Origin of the sequence: Pinirhizobacter soli, from assembly GCF_015905305.1 — a bacterium.
Lineage (GTDB): Bacteria > Pseudomonadota > Gammaproteobacteria > Xanthomonadales > Rhodanobacteraceae > Pinirhizobacter > Pinirhizobacter soli.
Genome location: NZ_JADZLQ010000001.1, coordinates 1,088,504 through 1,105,329 on the forward strand (window position 1 = coordinate 1,088,504; position 16,826 = coordinate 1,105,329).

General features: G+C 62.2%; 19 protein-coding genes. 11 read left to right on the plus strand and 8 right to left on the minus strand.

The genetic code is table 11. The features are described 5' to 3' along the window. Positions 1-65 precede the first annotated feature (65 nt). From NDK18_RS04500 to NDK18_RS04515, 4 genes are read right to left on the minus strand one after another with little or no spacing between them, the layout of a single operon-like run. Positions 66-671 (minus strand): PqiC family protein, encoded by a 606-nt coding sequence (locus tag NDK18_RS04500; RefSeq protein WP_250625509.1) that lies wholly within the window; start codon positions 669-671, stop codon positions 66-68. Then, complete coding sequence (locus NDK18_RS04505) at positions 668-2,362, minus strand: PqiB family protein (RefSeq protein ID WP_250627188.1); 1,695 nt, start codon at positions 2,360-2,362, stop codon at positions 668-670. Before NDK18_RS04505 ends, NDK18_RS04500 begins: the two co-directional genes overlap by 4 nt. Beyond that, the gene (locus tag NDK18_RS04510; RefSeq protein ID WP_250625507.1) at positions 2,355-2,981 is read right to left on the minus strand and encodes a paraquat-inducible protein A; all 627 of its coding nucleotides are present in this window, start codon (positions 2,979-2,981) and stop codon (positions 2,355-2,357) included. The genes NDK18_RS04505 and NDK18_RS04510 overlap by 8 nt, the downstream gene beginning before the upstream one ends. Beyond that, positions 2,978-3,595, minus strand: a complete 618-nt coding sequence (locus NDK18_RS04515) for a paraquat-inducible protein A (RefSeq protein WP_250625506.1) — start codon at positions 3,593-3,595, stop codon at positions 2,978-2,980. Before NDK18_RS04515 ends, NDK18_RS04510 begins: the two co-directional genes overlap by 4 nt. A 175-nt stretch (positions 3,596-3,770) precedes the next feature. Between NDK18_RS04515 and trxA the strand changes: the two genes are divergently transcribed. Together trxA and NDK18_RS04525 are read left to right on the plus strand one after the other, a co-directional pair. After that, positions 3,771-4,646 carry a thioredoxin gene (trxA, locus tag NDK18_RS04520; RefSeq protein WP_250627189.1) on the plus strand — a complete coding sequence of 292 codons (876 nt, stop codon included), beginning with the start codon at positions 3,771-3,773 and terminating at the stop codon, positions 4,644-4,646. Further along, positions 4,646-5,104, plus strand: a complete 459-nt coding sequence (locus NDK18_RS04525) for a DUF4442 domain-containing protein (RefSeq protein WP_250625504.1) — start codon at positions 4,646-4,648, stop codon at positions 5,102-5,104. The genes trxA and NDK18_RS04525 overlap by 1 nt, the downstream gene beginning before the upstream one ends. A gap of 6 nt (positions 5,105-5,110) precedes the next feature. Here NDK18_RS04525 and NDK18_RS04530 read toward each other — a convergent pair whose 3' ends face one another. Further along, the gene (locus NDK18_RS04530; RefSeq protein WP_250627190.1) at positions 5,111-5,503 is read right to left on the minus strand and encodes a hypothetical protein; all 393 of its coding nucleotides are present in this window, start codon (positions 5,501-5,503) and stop codon (positions 5,111-5,113) included. Between the two features lie 148 nt (positions 5,504-5,651). Beyond that, a complete protein-coding gene (locus NDK18_RS04535) occupies positions 5,652-6,995 on the minus strand; it encodes an MFS transporter (protein ID WP_250625502.1) in 1,344 nt (447 codons plus the stop codon). A 159-nt stretch (positions 6,996-7,154) separates the two neighbouring features. Between NDK18_RS04535 and cyoA the strand changes: the two genes are divergently transcribed. The 6 genes from cyoA to NDK18_RS04565 all read left to right on the plus strand — a co-directional run bounded on the left by cyoA (position 7,155) and on the right by NDK18_RS04565 (position 12,894). Next, complete coding sequence (gene cyoA / locus NDK18_RS04540; protein ID WP_250627191.1) at positions 7,155-8,108, plus strand: ubiquinol oxidase subunit II; 954 nt, start codon at positions 7,155-7,157, stop codon at positions 8,106-8,108. 66 nt (positions 8,109-8,174) lie between these two features. Next, on the plus strand, positions 8,175-10,148 hold the full coding sequence (gene cyoB, locus NDK18_RS04545) for a cytochrome o ubiquinol oxidase subunit I (RefSeq protein ID WP_250625905.1): 1,974 nt from the start codon (positions 8,175-8,177) through the stop codon (positions 10,146-10,148). Continuing rightward, complete coding sequence (gene cyoC, locus NDK18_RS04550) at positions 10,141-10,779, plus strand: cytochrome o ubiquinol oxidase subunit III (RefSeq protein WP_425502732.1); 639 nt, start codon at positions 10,141-10,143, stop codon at positions 10,777-10,779. Before cyoB ends, cyoC begins: the two co-directional genes overlap by 8 nt. Continuing rightward, a complete protein-coding gene (gene cyoD / locus NDK18_RS04555; protein ID WP_250625500.1) occupies positions 10,776-11,165 on the plus strand; it encodes a cytochrome o ubiquinol oxidase subunit IV in 390 nt (129 codons plus the stop codon). Before cyoC ends, cyoD begins: the two co-directional genes overlap by 4 nt. A gap of 2 nt (positions 11,166-11,167) precedes the next feature. After that, the gene (locus NDK18_RS04560) at positions 11,168-11,938 is read left to right on the plus strand and encodes an SURF1 family protein (protein ID WP_250627192.1); all 771 of its coding nucleotides are present in this window, start codon (positions 11,168-11,170) and stop codon (positions 11,936-11,938) included. 443 nt (positions 11,939-12,381) lie between these two features. Beyond that, entirely contained in the window at positions 12,382-12,894 is a 513-nt protein-coding gene (locus NDK18_RS04565; RefSeq protein ID WP_250627193.1) for a hypothetical protein, read from the plus strand. 51 nt (positions 12,895-12,945) lie between these two features. On the opposite strand, the gene NDK18_RS04570 is transcribed toward NDK18_RS04565, so the two are convergent. Continuing rightward, positions 12,946-13,242 carry a hypothetical protein gene (locus NDK18_RS04570; protein WP_250627194.1) on the minus strand — a complete coding sequence of 99 codons (297 nt, stop codon included), beginning with the start codon at positions 13,240-13,242 and terminating at the stop codon, positions 12,946-12,948. A gap of 571 nt (positions 13,243-13,813) precedes the next feature. Here NDK18_RS04570 and NDK18_RS04575 point away from each other — a divergent pair. From NDK18_RS04575 to NDK18_RS04585, 3 genes are all read left to right on the plus strand, one after another. Beyond that, positions 13,814-14,533 (plus strand): phytanoyl-CoA dioxygenase family protein, encoded by a 720-nt coding sequence (locus NDK18_RS04575; RefSeq protein WP_250627195.1) that lies wholly within the window; start codon positions 13,814-13,816, stop codon positions 14,531-14,533. 647 nt (positions 14,534-15,180) lie between these two features. After that, a complete protein-coding gene (locus tag NDK18_RS04580) occupies positions 15,181-15,546 on the plus strand; it encodes a nuclear transport factor 2 family protein (protein ID WP_250627196.1) in 366 nt (121 codons plus the stop codon). A gap of 115 nt (positions 15,547-15,661) precedes the next feature. Further along, positions 15,662-15,847, plus strand: coding sequence for a 4-oxalocrotonate tautomerase (locus tag NDK18_RS04585; RefSeq protein ID WP_250627197.1), 186 nt, complete (start codon positions 15,662-15,664; stop codon positions 15,845-15,847). A gap of 16 nt (positions 15,848-15,863) precedes the next feature. Here NDK18_RS04585 and NDK18_RS04590 read toward each other — a convergent pair whose 3' ends face one another. Beyond that, positions 15,864-16,826, minus strand: coding sequence for a DUF3667 domain-containing protein (locus NDK18_RS04590; RefSeq protein WP_250627198.1), 963 nt, complete (start codon positions 16,824-16,826; stop codon positions 15,864-15,866).

Here is a 16,826-nt window from a genome sequence, read left to right on the forward strand (position 1 = left end):
GCGAAATGGGCTAACGCGACAGGTTAGCCCAAGCCCGGCCCGCTTCGCCATGGCCGCGGCGCTTTTCAGCCCCCGTCGACCATGGGGCAGCCCGATGCCGAACCGGAGGCCAGCGCGCGCGCAGCCTGGACAATGGCACCTGAGAGCCTGCCCAGGGCCTGCTGGTGTGCCTGCACGAGGCCCGCGTAGTCGCTGCCCGCCGGCTCGCTCACCCGCGTGGCGCAGGCAAGGCCCGGACCTTCCGTGCCATCGACCTTGCGCAGCGTCCAGCTGGCTTCGACCGTGGCGCTGCCGCCAAGCTCGGAGTCGAAGCGGCGGATGTCGACCTTGATGCGGATGTCGGTGCTGCCTGGGGGCTTTGACAGGCCGTAAATATCGTGGGTGTTCAGTGCAGAGGTGATATCGGCGGACAACGCGCCGCGCACCTCATCGCCCAGCGGCGCCAGCCAGCGCTGGTTTTCCAGCACCTGCACGTCGGAGGCACCCGATCGCAGCACCAGTTGCGGCAGGTCTACCTGGGGCGGCACCGTCACCGGAAGTACCTCCACCACGAAGCCCGCCGGCGGCGTGGTGGGTGCCACGGCCCGCGGCACCAGCGTGTGGTACTGCGTGGGTGCCGAGGCGCAGCCGGCCAGCATCCCGAGGGCTAACAACGGCAACCGGCGGATCATGGCTTGGCTCCTTGCGGCGGGTTCGTGGAAGTGGCCGGGGCGGCCGGCGGAGGCGAAGCTTGCGCCGGCGCCGCGTCCTTGCCCTTGCCGCGGATCAACGACTCCGGATGGCGGGACAGGTAATCGGTAAGCACCCGCAGCGAGCGGGCCGTGCGCTGCAGTTCCTGCAGGGTCTGGCCAAGGTTCTGCTGCAACGGGGAGTCGTTCGACAAGGCATTGTTGGCCGCGCCAAGCGTCTGCTGTGCCTGCTTGAAGGTCTTGGTGGCCTCCGGCGCCAGGCTCTCATTCACCTGTTTCAAGGTACCGGAAAGTTGCTTCAGGCTTTCATCCAGGTTCTTGCCGATGGTGTCGAAGGGGATCTTCTGGATCTTGTCGACGATGCTGCCAATCTGTTCCTGGATTTTGTCGAAGTCGCCGGACGTCGTGGGCAACTCCAGCGGCTTGGCCGCGGAATCGAATGCGACAGGCTTGGCCTTCGGATCGAAGTCGATGGCGATATACAGCTGGCCGGTGAGCAGGTTACCGGTCCGCGCCTGCGCGCGCAGACCGTGCTCGACCATGCGGCCGACCATCTGCGACCAGTCGGTATCGCCCCTGCCGATCGCCGCGGCCATCAGTTTCTGATGGGCCTTGCCCAGGCGCTCGGGGTACACCACGGCGCCCACGATCACCGGGAAGCGCTGTGTCTGGATGTCGTAGTCGAGATTCAGCGACACCACCTTGCCCACGTTGATGCCGAGGAACTCCACCGGCGAATCCACGCGCAAGCCTCGCAGGGAATGGTCAAAGCGCATGCGGATATAACGCGGTTCGCCATCGGGTGGCGCCATCGCCGAGGCCTGGTCGTTGTAGAGGTCGAAGTCGGTGTTCTCTTCAGCAGGGGTGTCATCGTGCGGACCGTTGGGCGACTGGAAAGCCACGCCGCCGGCCAGCACCGTGGCCAGGGACTGCGTGTTGAGCTTCAGGCCATCGGCGCCGAGTGATACATCCACGCCACTGGCGTTCCAGAAGCGGGACGACTTCGACACGTACCTGTCGTTGGGCCCATCGATGAAAACCTGCAGGCTCACGCCCTTGCCGTTTTCATCGAGCGCATGGGACACCACGTGGCCCACCTGCACGCGGCGGAAATATACCGGTGAGCCGATGTCCAGCGAACCCAGGTCGCCGCTGTGCAGGGTGAAGCGCCTGCCGGGTTGGCCGTGCAGCACCGGGGGCGGCGTTTCCAGGCCCTTGAACTCATCCTGTTCGTCGGTGGAGTCTCCGGTGTCGGCACCGATGAAGGCGCCGGAGAACAAGGTATCGACACCCGATACGCCGCCGATGCCCACGCGGGGCCTGACCACCCAGAAACGGGTGTCCTTGGTGGCGAAACTCTCGGCGTTCTTTTCCAGGTCGATCTTCACCTTCACCTGGCTGTGATCGCGGTTCAGGGCGATCTGCGTGACCTTGCCGATCACCACGTTCTTGTATTTGACCTGGGTCTTGTTGGCCTCCAGTCCCTCGGCGGTCTGGAAGGTCACGATGATGCTCGGCCCCTGCCCCAGCCAGCCGTGCACCAGCAGCGAGGCGCCGACGATGGCCGCCACCAGCGGCACCAGCCAGATCAGCGAGATACCCACGCGGCGCTTTTGCACCACAGGTTCGGGGAGGTCGTCGCGCTCGTCGCGCGGTTGTTCAGGCTCAGTCATCGGTTTCCTTGCGATCCCAGATCAGGCGGGGGTCGAAGCTCATCGAGGCCAGCATCGTCAGCACGACGACCAGGCCGAAGTAGATCACGCCGGGCTTAGGCTCCACCCGGCTCAATACCTGGAAATGCACCAGCGCCGACAACAGCGCCACCACGAAGACATCGAGCATGGACCAGTAGCCCACCAGCTCCACCAACCGGTAGAAGCGCGCCCGCTGCTTCAGCGCCCAGCGGCTTTTTCTTTGGACCGACACCAGCAGCGTGCCCAGCACCAGGAATTTCATCATCGGCACCACGATGCTGGCCACGAAGACGATGATGGCCAGGTCCCACGAGTCGTTGCGCCACAATTCGATCACGCCGGAAAGAATGGTGTTGTCGTCGACGTTGCCCAAGCTCACCGTGCGCATGATCGGTAACAGGTTGGCTGGCAGGTAGAGCAAGGCGGCGGCGATCAACAGCGCCCAGGTGCGCGTGAGCGAGTTGGTCTTGCGCCGGTGCAGCGGCGCGTGGCATCGCGGGCACATGGCGCCCGGCGGCACGTGTTTGGCGCGGCTGACCAGGCCACAGACATGGCATCCCACCAAGCCCCGCTCGCGGGCCGTCACCACGCCCGTCATTCGTTGCTCCCCACGGTTTTGTGCCATAGCTGGCGGGGATCGTGGCTGGCGAAGACGGTGATCAGCAAGGTGAGCACGCCGAACGACCAGATACCCGCGCCGGGCACCACCTTGAAGTAGCTGGAGGCTTTCACCACCGCCACCAGCGTGCCTAGCATGAACACCTCGATCATGCTCCAGGGGCGCACGTAGTGGACCATCACCATGGCCTGGCGGAATCCCGGCGCACGCTCGCCGCGCCGGGCAAAGGCCAGCAGCCAGCCGAAAGTCAGTATCTGCGTCAACGGAAAGAAGAACAGGGTAAGCGCCGCCAGCACCGCCACCACCTGCGACTGATCGTTCCACATGGCGATGGCAGCGCCCCACAGGGTGGTGGTGGCATTGCTGCTGCCCAGGCTCACCTGCACGATCGGCTCGACGTTGGCGATGATGAAGACGATGCCCGCGGCCACGATCAGGGCGAATTGCTTATCCAGGCTCAGCCACTGGTGGCGCTCCAGGATCGCTCCGCAACGCGTGCAATGGGCCACCTCGCGACGCGCAAGGATACGGCGCCGATAGACCGCGTCGCAGTGCTCACAGACCATCAACGGTTGCCCGGGTGTCACATGCATATCCTTGGGTGTCCTTTCCTTTTCCCGCCTATGGTCGCAAATTAACGTGGAGATAGCGCGACGAAGGGTGCGGGAGGTTGCCTGAACGCTCCCCGGAACGGCAAGCCACTTGATATCCTTGCCTGCTTGCCCGACCTATGCGGGCATTCCACAAGCGTTTTTCCGGAGTTCCCCAGTGAGCCAGGCCAGCGAAAATACCTACGTCTTCGACGTCACCACGGCCAATTTCGAGGACGCCGTGCTCAAGGCGTCGCTGACCACGCCCATCCTGGTGGATTTCTGGGCCAGCTGGTGCGAGCCCTGCAAGGCGCTCAGCCCGCTCCTGGATAAACTCGCCGCCGAATACAACGGCGCCTTCGCCCTGGCCAAGGTCGACGTAGACGCCGAGCAGCAGATCGCCGCCATGTTCGGCATCCGCAGCATCCCCACGGTGATGCTGGTCAAGGACGGCCAGGTGCTCGACGGCTTCGCCGGGGCCCTGCCCGAAGGCCAGCTGCGGGAATTCCTTAGCCGCCACCTGCAGCCGCTGGATGCCGCCGAGGACGACACCCCGGAGCCGGCCGCCGAAATCGAGGCCGAAACGCCCGAAGGCGCCATCAACCGCCTGCAGCAGGCCATCGCCGCCGAGCCGGACACTGCGAGCTTGAAGCTGGATCTGGCCGTGGCCCTGATGCACGCCGGCCGCACCGATGCCGCCGCGGCGGAACTGGACGGCCTGCCCGCCAATCTTTCGGTGGACCCTCGCGCCGTACGGCTGCGCAGTGAGCTGGAATTGGCCAAGGCCGCCGCGGGCGCGCCGTCCGCCGCAGAACTGCGCGCCCGCGTCGAGGCCAATCCCGCCGATGCCGAGGCACGCGACCAGTTGGGCGTGCGCCTGTTGCTCGAGGGCGACCCCGCCGCCGGCATGGACCAGTGGCTGGAACTGCTCAAGACCCAGCGCGACTGGAACGACGGCGCGGCGAAGAAGCGCCTGCTGGCTGCCTTCACCACGCTCAACGATGCCGAACTCGTCGGCCGCTATCGCCGCAAGATGGCAAGCCTGTTGTTCTGATGAAACCTGGCACTTTCAGGCGGCTGATGAACCTGTGGCCGCCCTTCCTCTTCAACAGCATCGCCGTGACCGACATCAGCGACGACTGGTCGGAAGTCCGCGTACGCCTGCGTCTTCGTCCCTGGAACAAGAACTTCGTGCGCACGCAGTTCGGCGGCAACCTCTTCGCCATGGCCGATCCGTTCTTCATGCTGATGGGCATGCATCGGCTGGGTGACGACTACTACGTGTGGGACAAGGCCGGCGAGATCGAATTCATCGCGCCGGGCAAGGAAGATGTCTACGCCCACTTCGTGATGAGTGATCAGGCCGTGGAAGCCCTACGCGCCGAAGCCGCCAGTGGGGCCAAGGTGTTGCGGTGGTTCGAAGTGGACATCACCACCGCACAAGGCGACCTGGTAGCGAAAGTGCGCAAGCAGCTTTATGTGCGGCAGAAGCCGAGGGTACGGCCGACGTAAGCCTCGCTAAGGACCTTGCTCACATTGGGTCCTCAAAAAACCCATGTTGGTAATCCGCCATCCGTAGCTTGGCAAATTTGCCAGGACGAAGCGGCGGGAACCGTACGGCGTTCCGTCAGGATGGAACAAGTGGGCGATGATGATCTGGGTGCTGCCTTTGTCCTGCGGCGCATCAAGCAGGAATCTCTCGCTTAAGGCCTCCTGCGCGCCTGTCACCGGATCGGTCTGGACGCTGGGCACTCCTATGTTCACCGCATTCGGGCCATCAAGGCGCCGCCGATATTCACTGCAGGCCTGCATCAGCCCTGGCGATATCCAGCGCTCGACCAGAGCGAATTCCTCGATCGTGACAGCTCCGCGCGCAAGCCGGAAACTCAGTATGGAATTGACAACGTCCATGGGACTTGTCGATGCCAGGGTGGGCATCGCTGCCTGCGCCAGGAGTGGCCATAGTGGCGCCGCCGCCATCGGCACTGTGCAGAGAAGGCCTGGCAGCTTCGCGAGGAATGATGTTTTACGGCGATCCAAGGTTGATCACCCCCGGCAATCAGGCCTTGTTACGATCCGTCTCCAGCGCCCGGTTGATGCGCAACGCCAGCAAGGTGCAGGCCACGCCCGACAGCAGGTAGACGCTGACGGCCCCTAAGCCGAAGCGCATCGACAGGCTCAGCGCCACCAGTGGCGCAAATGCCGCACCGATCAGCCAGGCGAAATCGGACGTCAGGGCCGCACCGGTATAACGGAAGCGCTTGGCGAAATTCGCCGTGACCGTGCCTGCCGCCTGACCGTAAGACAGGCCCAGCAGCGCGAAGCCGATCAACAGGAAGGCATCTTGCGCCGCCCTGCCGCCGCCGAGCAACCAGGGCGAAGCGATGGCGAAGAGGCCGATCAATACCGCCATGGCGCCGAGCATGTTGCGGCGGCCGAACCTGTCGGCGAGGACGCCCGAGGCTACGGTGGCGCCGATGGCAATAAAGGCACCGATGATCTGCACGATCAGGACGTCGTTGATCGCCTGCGAACGGTTCAAGGTGATCCAGGACAGCGGGAAGATCGTCACGATGTGAAACAGGGCGTAGCTGGCAAGCGCAGCGAAGGCGCCGATGAAGAGGTTGTAGCCCTGGGCATTGAGCATCTCCAGGGTGCCGATCGGCTCGAGCTGGCCTTCTTCCATCAGGTGCGTGTATTCCTCGGTGACCACCAGGCGCAGGCGGGCGAACAAGGCCACCACGTTGATCGCGAAGGCGACGAAGAACGGGTAACGCCATCCCCAACTAAGGAAATCTTCGTTCGACAGCTGCGTGTGCAAGAACAGGAACAGCGATGCGGCGATCAGGAAGCCAGTGGGGGCGCCTAGCTGACCAAGCATCGAATACCAGCCGCGGCGGGCCTTCGGCGCATTGAGCGAAAGCAGCGAAGGCAGGCCATCCCACGAGCCCCCCAGGGCGATGCCCTGCAGGAAGCGCAGGGCCGAGAGAATCACGATGACGCCGTAGCCGTTCGAGGTGTTCGCCGGCAGGAAGGCGATACAGACCGTGGAGGTGCCCAGCAGGAACAGCGCGGCGGTGAGCTTGGTGCCGCGGCTCCAGTGCCGCTGGATCGCCATGAACAAGGTGGTGCCGATCGGGCGCGCGATGAAGGCGAAGGAGAAGATGGCAAACGCCAGCAGGACGCCGTCTACCCGGCTTAAGAACGGGAAGAACACCGACGGGAATACCAGGACCGAGGCAATGCCGTAAGTAAAGAAATCGAAATATTCTGAGGCCCGGCCGATGACCACCCCCACGGCGATCTCGCCGGGGGCTACGGCGGCATGGCTTCCCTGGTGCTGGCGGCGGACGTCTTCTTCCGCTTTCTCGGCACCGTGATGAACTTGTGAAATGCTCGGCATCGTGTTCGCCCGGTCGGGGGAGGTGTTGTTTAAAGCATAGCCAAGGATGAACCCGAAGACGCGTCAGCGCCATGGGACAAAGTGTCCTATCGCCCCCGGCGACGGTTTGGCGTAACTTTTACCGGTCCCAAGGGTAATTCCTCCACCATGCGAATGTTCATGAAGACGTTGCGCGGCTTGCCGGTCCTCGCCCTTGCCCTGCTTTTGTCAGGCTGCGATGCCGTGTTGTTCAGCCCTGCCGGCGATGTCGCCAGGCAGCAGCGCGACCTGATCATCATTTCCGTCGTCCTGATGCTCATCATCATCATCCCGGTGATCGTGATGACCTTCGTTTTCGCCTGGAAATACCGCGAATCGAACAAAGCCGCGCACCACGAGTACGACCCGGAGTGGAACCACTCCACGGTGCTGGAACTGCTGATCTGGGCGGCTCCGCTGCTGATCATCATCGCCTTGGGCGCGGTCACCTGGACCAGCACCCACAAGCTCGATCCGTACCGGCCGCTAGAGCGGGTCGACAACGTCCGCTCCGTGGCGCCCAATACCAAACCTTTGGTGGTTGAAGTGGTGGCGCTCGACTGGAAATGGCTGTTCTTCTATCCGGAACAGGGCATCGCCACGGTCAACGAGATGGCCGCCCCGGTGGATCGCCCCATCGAATTCCATATCACCGCCTCCACCGTGATGAACGCCTTCTTCGTGCCATCCATGGCCGGCATGATTTATGCCATGCCGGGCATGGAGACCAAGCTCCACGGCGTCATGAACAAAACCGGCAACTTCGAAGGCATCTCGGCCAACTACAGCGGCGCGGGCTTCTCCGACATGCGCTTTACGCTGCATAGCGTGTCCGATGCCGATTTCGATGCGTGGGTGGCCAAGGCGAAGGCCGATGGCGGCCACCTTGCCCGCGCGGACTACATCAAGCTCGAAAAGCCCAGCGAAAAGGAACCTGTCCACTACTACGGCACGGTGGATCCTGGCCTCTACAACGCCATCCTCAACCAGTGCGTCGCGGCAGGCCAGATGTGCATGAGCGACATGGTGAAACACGAGCAGCACGATGATCACGGTATGGCTGGCATGGCACCTGCCGGGCACCCGCACGAATAGCGGCAGCCTCTTTCGATTGAAGCCTTAGCGAGTCCCGTAATGAACATGCCCGATGCAGAAAAACTGATCTTCGGACGCCTCACCCTCGAGGCGATTCCGTACCACGAGCCGATCCTGCTGGCCACGTTCGCCGGCGTGGCCATCATTGGCGCCGTCCTGCTTGGGCTGATCACCAAATACAAGCTCTGGGGCTACCTCTGGAGGGAATGGTTCACCAGCATCGATCACAAGAAGATCGGCATCATGTACATGGTGTTCGGCGTGGTCATGCTGCTGCGCGGCTTCGCCGACGCGCTGATGATGCGCGCCCAGCAGGCCATGGCCTTCAACGGCAATCCGGGCTTCCTGCCACCGCACCACTACGACCAGATCTTCACCGCCCACGGCGTGATCATGATCTTCTTCGTGGCCATGCCCCTGGTCACTGGCCTGATGAACTTCATCATGCCGCTGCAGATCGGCGCGCGTGACGTCGCCTTCCCGTTCCTAAACAACTTCAGCTTCTGGATGACGGTCGCCGGCGGCGTGCTGGTGATGGCGTCTCTGTTCGTGGGCGAATTCGCCCGCACAGGCTGGCTGGCCTATCCGCCGCTCGCAGGCCTGGAGGCCAGTCCAGATGTCGGGGTGGACTACTACATCTGGTCGCTCCAGGTGGCGGGCGTGGGAACCACGCTGTCGGGCATCAACCTGATCGCCACCATCGTGAAGATGCGCGCACCGGGCATGACCATGATGAAGATGCCCATCTTCACCTGGACCTCGCTGTGCACCAACGTGCTGATCGTGGCCGCCTTCCCGGTGCTCACCGCCGTGCTGGTATTGCTCTCGCTCGACCGCTACGTGGGCACCAACTTCTTCACCAACGGCATGGGCGGCAACCCCATGATGTACGTGAACCTGATCTGGATCTGGGGCCATCCGGAGGTGTACATCCTGGTGCTGCCGGTGTTCGGCGTGTTCTCGGAAGTCGTCTCCACCTTCAGCCGCAAGCGCCTGTTCGGTTACGCATCGATGGTGTATGCAACCGTGGTGATCACGGTGCTTTCGTACCTGGTGTGGCTGCACCACTTCTTCACCATGGGTTCGGGCGCCAGCGTCAACTCGTTCTTCGGCATCACCACCATGATCATCTCGATCCCCACGGGCGCGAAGATGTTCAACTGGCTGTTCACCATGTATCGCGGGCGCATCCAGTTCGAAGTGCCGATGCTCTGGACCATGGGTTTCATGTTCACCTTCGTGATCGGTGGCATGACCGGCGTGATGCTGGCGATCCCCCCGGCCGACTTCCTGCTGCACAACAGCCTGTTCCTGGTGGCGCACTTCCATAACGTCATCATCGGCGGCGTGATCTTCGGCCTGTTTGCCGGCATCAACTACTGGTTCCCCAAGGCCTTCGGCTACAAGCTCGATCCGTTCTGGGGAAAGTGCTCGTTCTGGTTCTGGCTGGTGGGCTTCTGGTTCGCCTTCATGCCGCTGTACATCCTGGGCTTCATGGGCGTGACCCGCCGCATGAACCACTTCGAAGATCCGTCGCTGCAGATCTGGTTCCAGATCGCCGCCTTCGGCGCGGTGCTGATCGCGCTGGGCATCGGCTCGTTCCTGGTCCAGCTGTGGGTGAGCTACAAGCGCCGCGAGGAGCTGCGTGACGTCACCGGCGATCCCTGGCATGGCCGTACGCTGGAGTGGTCCACCTCCTCGCCGCCGCCGGCCTACAACTTTGCATTCACCCCGATCATCCACGAGGCCGATGCCTGGTGGGACATGAAAGAGCGCAACCAGAGGCGTCGCACCGAGGGCTACCTGCCCATCCACATGCCGAAGAATACGAGCGCCGGTATCTACCTCGCTGCCTTCGCCTTCGTGGTCGGCTTCGCCATGATCTGGCACATGTTCCTTATCGCGGGCCTGGCTTTCCTTGGCCTGCTGGTGACAGCGATCGGTCACACCTTCAACTACAAGCGCGATTTCCACATCCCCGCCGACGAAGTGGCCCGCACAGAGACCGCCCGCACGGAGGCGCTTGCCGCCCATGTCTGACATGAACGCCACGCCTTCCGCGGCCCTCGCCGGAAACCAGGACGTCGAGTTCTGGATGAAGGAAGACCACCACCCGGCCAACGGTACGTTGCTCGGGTTCTGGATCTACCTGATGAGCGACTGCCTCATCTTCGCCTGCCTGTTCGCCACCTATGGGGTGCTCGGACGCAGTTACGCAGGCGGTCCCACGGGCGCCGAGCTCTTCGACCTGCCGCTGGTGGCGATCAACACCACCTTGCTGCTGCTCTCGTCGATCACCTACGGCTTCGCCGTGCTTGAGATGCAGAAGGATCGCCGCGGCACGATGATGGCGTGGCTGGTGATCACGGGCCTCTTCGGCCTGGGGTTCCTTGGCATCGAGCTGCACGAATTCTCCGAGCTCATCGGCCAGGGCGCGGGCCCGCAACGCAGCGCGTTCCTGTCGTCGTTCTTTACCCTGGTGGGTACCCACGGCCTGCATGTGACCTTCGGCATCGTCTGGCTGGTCACCCTGCTGTTCCAGGTGGGCCGCTTCGGCCTCACGCCGGCCAACAAGCGCCGCATCCTGTGCCTGTCGATGTTCTGGCACTTCCTGGATGTGGTGTGGATCGGCGTCTTCACCTTCGTTTACCTGATGGGAGCGCTGCCATGAGCGCACATGCCGAGTCGCACGACCACCACGATGACAGTGCGCCGCACAGCACGCTGAAGGGCTACCTGATGGGGTTCTTCCTGGCCGTGTTCCTGACGGCGGTTCCCTTCTGGCTGGTCATGGGCAAGGTGATACCCAACGCACAGACGCTGGCGGTGGTGATCCTGGTGTTCGCGGCCATGCAGATCGTGGTGCACATGATCTACTTCCTGCATATGAACGCCCACTCCGAAGGCGGCTGGAACATGCTGGCGCTGATGTTTACGGCGATCCTGGTAGTGATCACGCTCAGTGGATCCATCTGGGTGATGTTCCACCTCAACTCGAACATGATGCCGGGCATGTCCCACGACATGACCGAGCAGCAGGCCAAGAACCTGCCTTGAGCATGCATGCGCCAGACGACACGAAGACGCCGCGCCGACCGCGCGGCGTTTTCGTTCTGGGGTTGCTAGCCGTGCTTGGCGCGGCGGTGTTCGCGGGATTTATCGCGCTGGGACTTTGGCAGGTGCATCGCCGTGCGTGGAAGCATGACCTTGTTGCACGCGTGGATGCGCGGGTGCATGCGGAGCCGGTGATGGCACCGGACCGCGACCGGTGGCTTGCGGTGAATACGGCGAACGATGAATACCGGCGGGTGAAACTCACTGGTACATTCGCGCCTGAAAAGAGCGTGCGGGTGCGTGCCAGTACGGAGCTTGGCGCAGGTTCCTGGTTGTTGACGCCGATGCGCACGCAGGACGGCAGCGAGGTAATCGTAAACCGTGGTTTCGTTGCGACGACGTGGTGCGGTGGCAAGGCGATCTGTGCATCCGGCCCCACGGGCGAGACAACGGTCGTAGGCCTGTTGCGCATCAGCGAACCAAAAGGCGCTTTCCTGCAGGCAAACGACCCGGCGCATGATCGCTGGTATTCGCGGGACGTTGCTGCCATCGCCGCCGCCAAGGGGCTGGATGCCACTGCACCCTATTTCGTGGATGCCGATGCCGCATCGTCCCCCGGACGGGACGGCAGCGATAGCCCCGTCGGCGGCCTCACCGTGATCGCCTTCCCCGACAATCACCTGATGTACGCCCTCACCTGGTTCGGCCTGGCGCTGATGACGCTGTTCGGCGGCTGGATCGTCTGGAAGGACGAGCGGAAGAAGCGGCGGGATTGAGGAATTTCCCGCTCGATTGCCACGGCATCACGCCATACGCGCCGATTCCGCATCCGCATCGCGCTTGATGGCTTCGATGTTGAGTGCGTGCAACTCGCTTTCATAGTCTTGGCCACCACTTGCCGCGCCACGATGACCTTATGGCACAACACTGCCAACGTCACCCTCGCTGCTTAAGGCGGCGGCTCACTTCGGCGCGGGCCTGCTCAACGGTAAACCCCTTCGAAGGATCGGCGCGCAGTTCGTTGTACGCCGGGACTACTTCTTCTCGAAGCCATCGCTCCATGGCGGCATCGCGCGCTTGCAGCGCGCGCAGGCTGTCGCTGATAACGGCACTGGCACTGGCGTAGCGCCCCGAATTATTGTTCCAGCCTCGTTCGAGCTGGAGCGGAGTGCCTTATAGTTGCCCGCGTCGCCGGGGAGGCGACTCTCAAGGGGAACCCATGCGAGCTGCATTGATGGTGGCCGGCGTCATGCTGGCCTTGACTGCTTTCGCCGAGCCGGCGAAAAAACTCGAAGACATGAGCGACGCCGAAAAGGTGGTCAAGTTCACCGCCTTCCTGGAAGCCCATCCGTTCGACCCGAACGCAGCCGCCGTGCAAGTATGGCTGCTGGATTGGGAGGACAAGAGCAAGGATGTGGTGGACGTTGTCTGTCCGGGTGTCGTCACTCCCTTGATGGCGAAGAAGACGCCCAATGCCTCGCAGCTGATGCGCCAATACATCTTCGGCAGCGCAGCCTCACAGTTGATCGACCCCACGCGGAAGGGCCAATTGCTGACAAACCAGGTGGCCGGCGTACACAGCATGATCCTTGCCTACCGGTCGATGATCGCCGCGCACCCTGCTGATCGCATCCCCTTCATCGACGACTTGTCGCAGAAGGATGAGCAAGGCCAACTTGAGGAAACCCTCAAGCCGATCATCAAGCCTTGCTCGTCGGGTGGTAAGGACTGATCAGCCGGTAAATCTCCGCGCCGCGCCCTGCGCGCGACGCGGAGGTTTCGCTTACTTACCCTCGGGGACGAGGTTCGCCAGCTTGCCCTTCTTGTCGAACTGGCAGGTGAAACTCTTCTTGCCGTCCATGCCCGCGTCGGCGACGCCGGCGATCGAATAGCCCGAGCCACTGTCGGCGGCCTGCACCGGCTGCAGCTGGATGTAGTCGTTCTTGACGTCGAATTTCTTCGCTGCGGCATCCAGGCAGCGGGTGGTGAGTTTGCCCGGATCGGGCCGGTCGGAAGCAAAGGCGTGCGAGGCCAGGACAAGGCCAAGGGAAGTGGCCAGTAGCAGGGCGGGCTTGCGCATGGGGTTTATCTCCGTACAAGGCACGAGGCCGGGGTTATTACCGGCTCGAGTGTGCCTTGCAATTCCTTGCGCCCGGATAAACGGGTAGCCTGGAATAGTTCCTTTCCGTTCAGGTGGGGTCATGCCCCCGGGTGTCGCGTCCCAGAACGGTTGGGACGGAATGGACGCCCCCGGCTTGCGCCGACGAAGCGAGATCGGTCGTTGTCACGCTCCCGACCAGCGTACCCCGGAACATTGTCACCTGCCCGATGCGTCCATGCCGTTCCACAAGACTCGTACACCGCTTACGGAAAAGCAGAAGGAGCGGCGAGCGAGCCAGGGTAGCAAACCGGAGAAGTAGCCGGCCGGACCGAAGTCCGCCTGACCGCCCGCCATAAAAGGGGGAAGCGAAGCGCCGTGATGTCCACGGCGTCCGCCACTTCTTCAGGTTGCTACACCCGGTTGCCGATGTACCGGCAACACGAACATTCTCCTGAATCCGCATCGGCACTTCCATCAGAAGCGTCTCAAAGTTGAGCCCGAATTTCGACCGAAGGAATCGTGTTCTTCCGTCCACGTCGGATTGACTGCCATGCCATCGCTTGAGTCCACATCACAAAGCGGTCATAAAGGCGGCCAATATCGAACGGAAGGACTCGCCGTGGCGTTTCCAGACGATGGCTTTGTCATAGTGCCGGAGCTCATTTCGCTTCAGGCGTGCGATGAACTGATCGAAACCATCTCGACGACAGCTCCGGGCAAACCGGGCTCACGTAGTCTGCTGGGTTTGCCAGCTGTCGATCGAACAGCCGTGGAACTACAACAGCAACTCATCGCCATGGGCTTGATGAGCGAAGCACACCGGGTCGTGCAATGCTCTTTATTCGCCAAGGGAGTGGATGCGACCTGGTCGGTAACGCCCCATCAAGACCTGAGTATTCCTGTCTCTGACCGTGTCGACACCCCTGGCTGGTCCGGCTGGTCAAGGAAAGAGAACGTGTGGTTCGTCCAGCCGCCCACATCGGTCCTGGAACAGCTGATCGCCGTACGCCTTCAACTGGACGATCATGCCTCGGAAACCGGGCCGCTCGAGGTCGTACCCGGAAGCCATGCAAATGGGCGGATGACGAGCGCTTCGGTCAGCCAGCATGCCGCACACAGGGTCAGTTGCACTGTCCCGAGGGGCGGCGTCCTAGTCATGCACCCGCTGCTCATCCACTCCTCCGGCAAGCCACGAGCTTCCATGCCCCGCCGCGTTCTGCACTACCTCTACGGCCCTCCTCTACCCGCAGGTATCTCCTGGGCAAGGTAGTCTTTACACCGGGGACCTCGAGCCGTGCCAGGAGCGTGTTTGAACAGCACAACAATGGAGATGGCGATGGGGATGTCGGCAGCAAAGAAATGGATTGGCGTAGGTGCCCTGACAGCCGCATGCTTCGCGACCGGTGGGTTTGGTCTGGCGGTCGCCTCAAAGAATGACTGCATGAGAGACACATCGCACCAGCTAGTCGTGAATCGTGTCGAGGGATTTACCTTTGACGGACGCACTGTCGGACTCGAGTCTATTCCTGTGAGATCACAGGTGACTTGGCCTTTTGTAGTGGATGTGTACTACGACGTGCCGACAGGTATGCACGCAGCAATGGGGCATGACCGTTATCTCGCGATGCCCTGGGGCACCAGACGACTTTCGCACGAAGTCGTTCATACTCTTTGAAGACTCGTGTCTTTCCGAATGTACCCGTTGAACTGAAGCGAGTAAGTTCAGTTCGTTCTCATGACTTATGAACCCCGGTCATGACACCTTCGTTCGCAACAGCGCTAGTCGCCATAGAGATCCTGCCCTAGGCTTGGTCGGCCAGTTAACGCCAAGACTCAGCCGATACCGAGGCACTCGACGCTTGGCACAGATTGCCAGGCGCATGAATCGATTCCGCGTAACAACCTTCCAGGACAGCTATGACTCCGGATGTTTCCGCTTTGCGTTCGATTGCGCAGACCTACTTCGACGCCGCTTACGAAATGGACGCCGAGAAATTTGCATCCCTATTTCATCCATCGAGTTCGGTGACAAGGATCGGTGATGACGGCAACGTAAGCGTGACGCCGATTGCAACGTGGCTCGCAGCCGTACGCAACATACCCGCGCCAAAGGACCAGGGCTTCGAGCGCGATGACCGGATTCTTTCAATAGATGTCGAGAAGGAGCTCGCGGTCCTGAAGGTAACATTACTAGTCCCGCCGCGTGTCTTCACGGACATGCTGTCATGCCTGAAGGTTCATGGAACGTGGAAGATCGTCCAGAAGGTTATGACGTCGAGCTGATTGAGAACCTATAGGTTCACCGCGTGCAAAATTACCGCACGTTTATCAGCGCCCTGCCCACGCGCATCATGTTGCCACCGCCCGCCTTCAGGGCATCCATGAGAGCGTCATCACCATGCCCGTTCTACGCCTGGAAATGCATCCCGGACGCACGCTTGAGCAAAAGCGTGCCTTCGTGCAGGAAGCCACCCGCGTCACCGTGGAGATCCTGCAATGCCCGCAGGATACCGTTGAAATCGTGATCACCGAAGTGGCGCGCGACGCCTGGGCCAAGGGCGGCAAGCTGCGTTCGGACGGCTGACTTCCGAAGCCGCCCGTCAAAGCAGCTGAAGGCCAAAGGCCAACAGTCCCACCACCAGCACGATGAATACGATCTGTGTGCTAAGCCACAGGCCGATGGTTCGGGTAAGAGCTCCCGCGAAGCCTGAGCCATAAGCGCCTCGGAGCAGCCCGTGCAGGTTGACAGGAACCCACACCGCCGCGCCAAAGATTGCAGCGCCACGTAACGGGCCGGGCGCCAGCCAAGCCAGGCCCGTGACGAGAAACACGAAGGCCAGGAACTGCATCGACACCACCAGGTGGTCATAGGCATAGAACTGCCTGTGCCGCGAATAAAGCAGCATCAGTTCGACGGCGAAGATCGGCAGAAGCAGGATGGCCAGCCTGTGCGCCCAGGTGAACACCAGCAGCTCGAAGTACTCCGGGTTGGACAGCGCGCGCTGGAGGCGTCCGCGAGTCCATGATCGAGGATCGGACCAGAAATGTTCGTTCGGCCCGGCCTGTGTTTCTCGGCCCGCACTAGGGCTCGCGACACCGACTCCGTTGGCAATCTGCTCCGGTGTCTTCTCACCTGAAAGAATATCGGCCATCTGGCTTGGCGTTGCCTCGACAACCCGGGTAACAGGCCCTTCATGCACGGTGATCGTCATCCCATGTCCATGGGGCATTCCATGCACGGCAACTTCCATCGACAGCATGAACAGGAAGAGGCTTACCAGGAACAGACGAAACGGCGGCACGTGGCGCATGCGGCGGCCGTCCATGTGATCGCGCGCCAACTGCCCTGGACGAAAGAAGAGAAGCGGCAGCGTCCGGATTAATCGTCCATCGAGATGAACCAGCCCCTCCAAGCCTTCTCGCAGAAGATGCAGGATCGGGCGCTTATGGTCATCGGATGACTGACCGCAGTCCGAGCAATAGCGGCCGTGCAGGTTTGCGCCGCAGTTCAGGCACTCCTTGTCCAGCACCGCGTGCCCTGGATCCTCCATCGGGGCAGACAT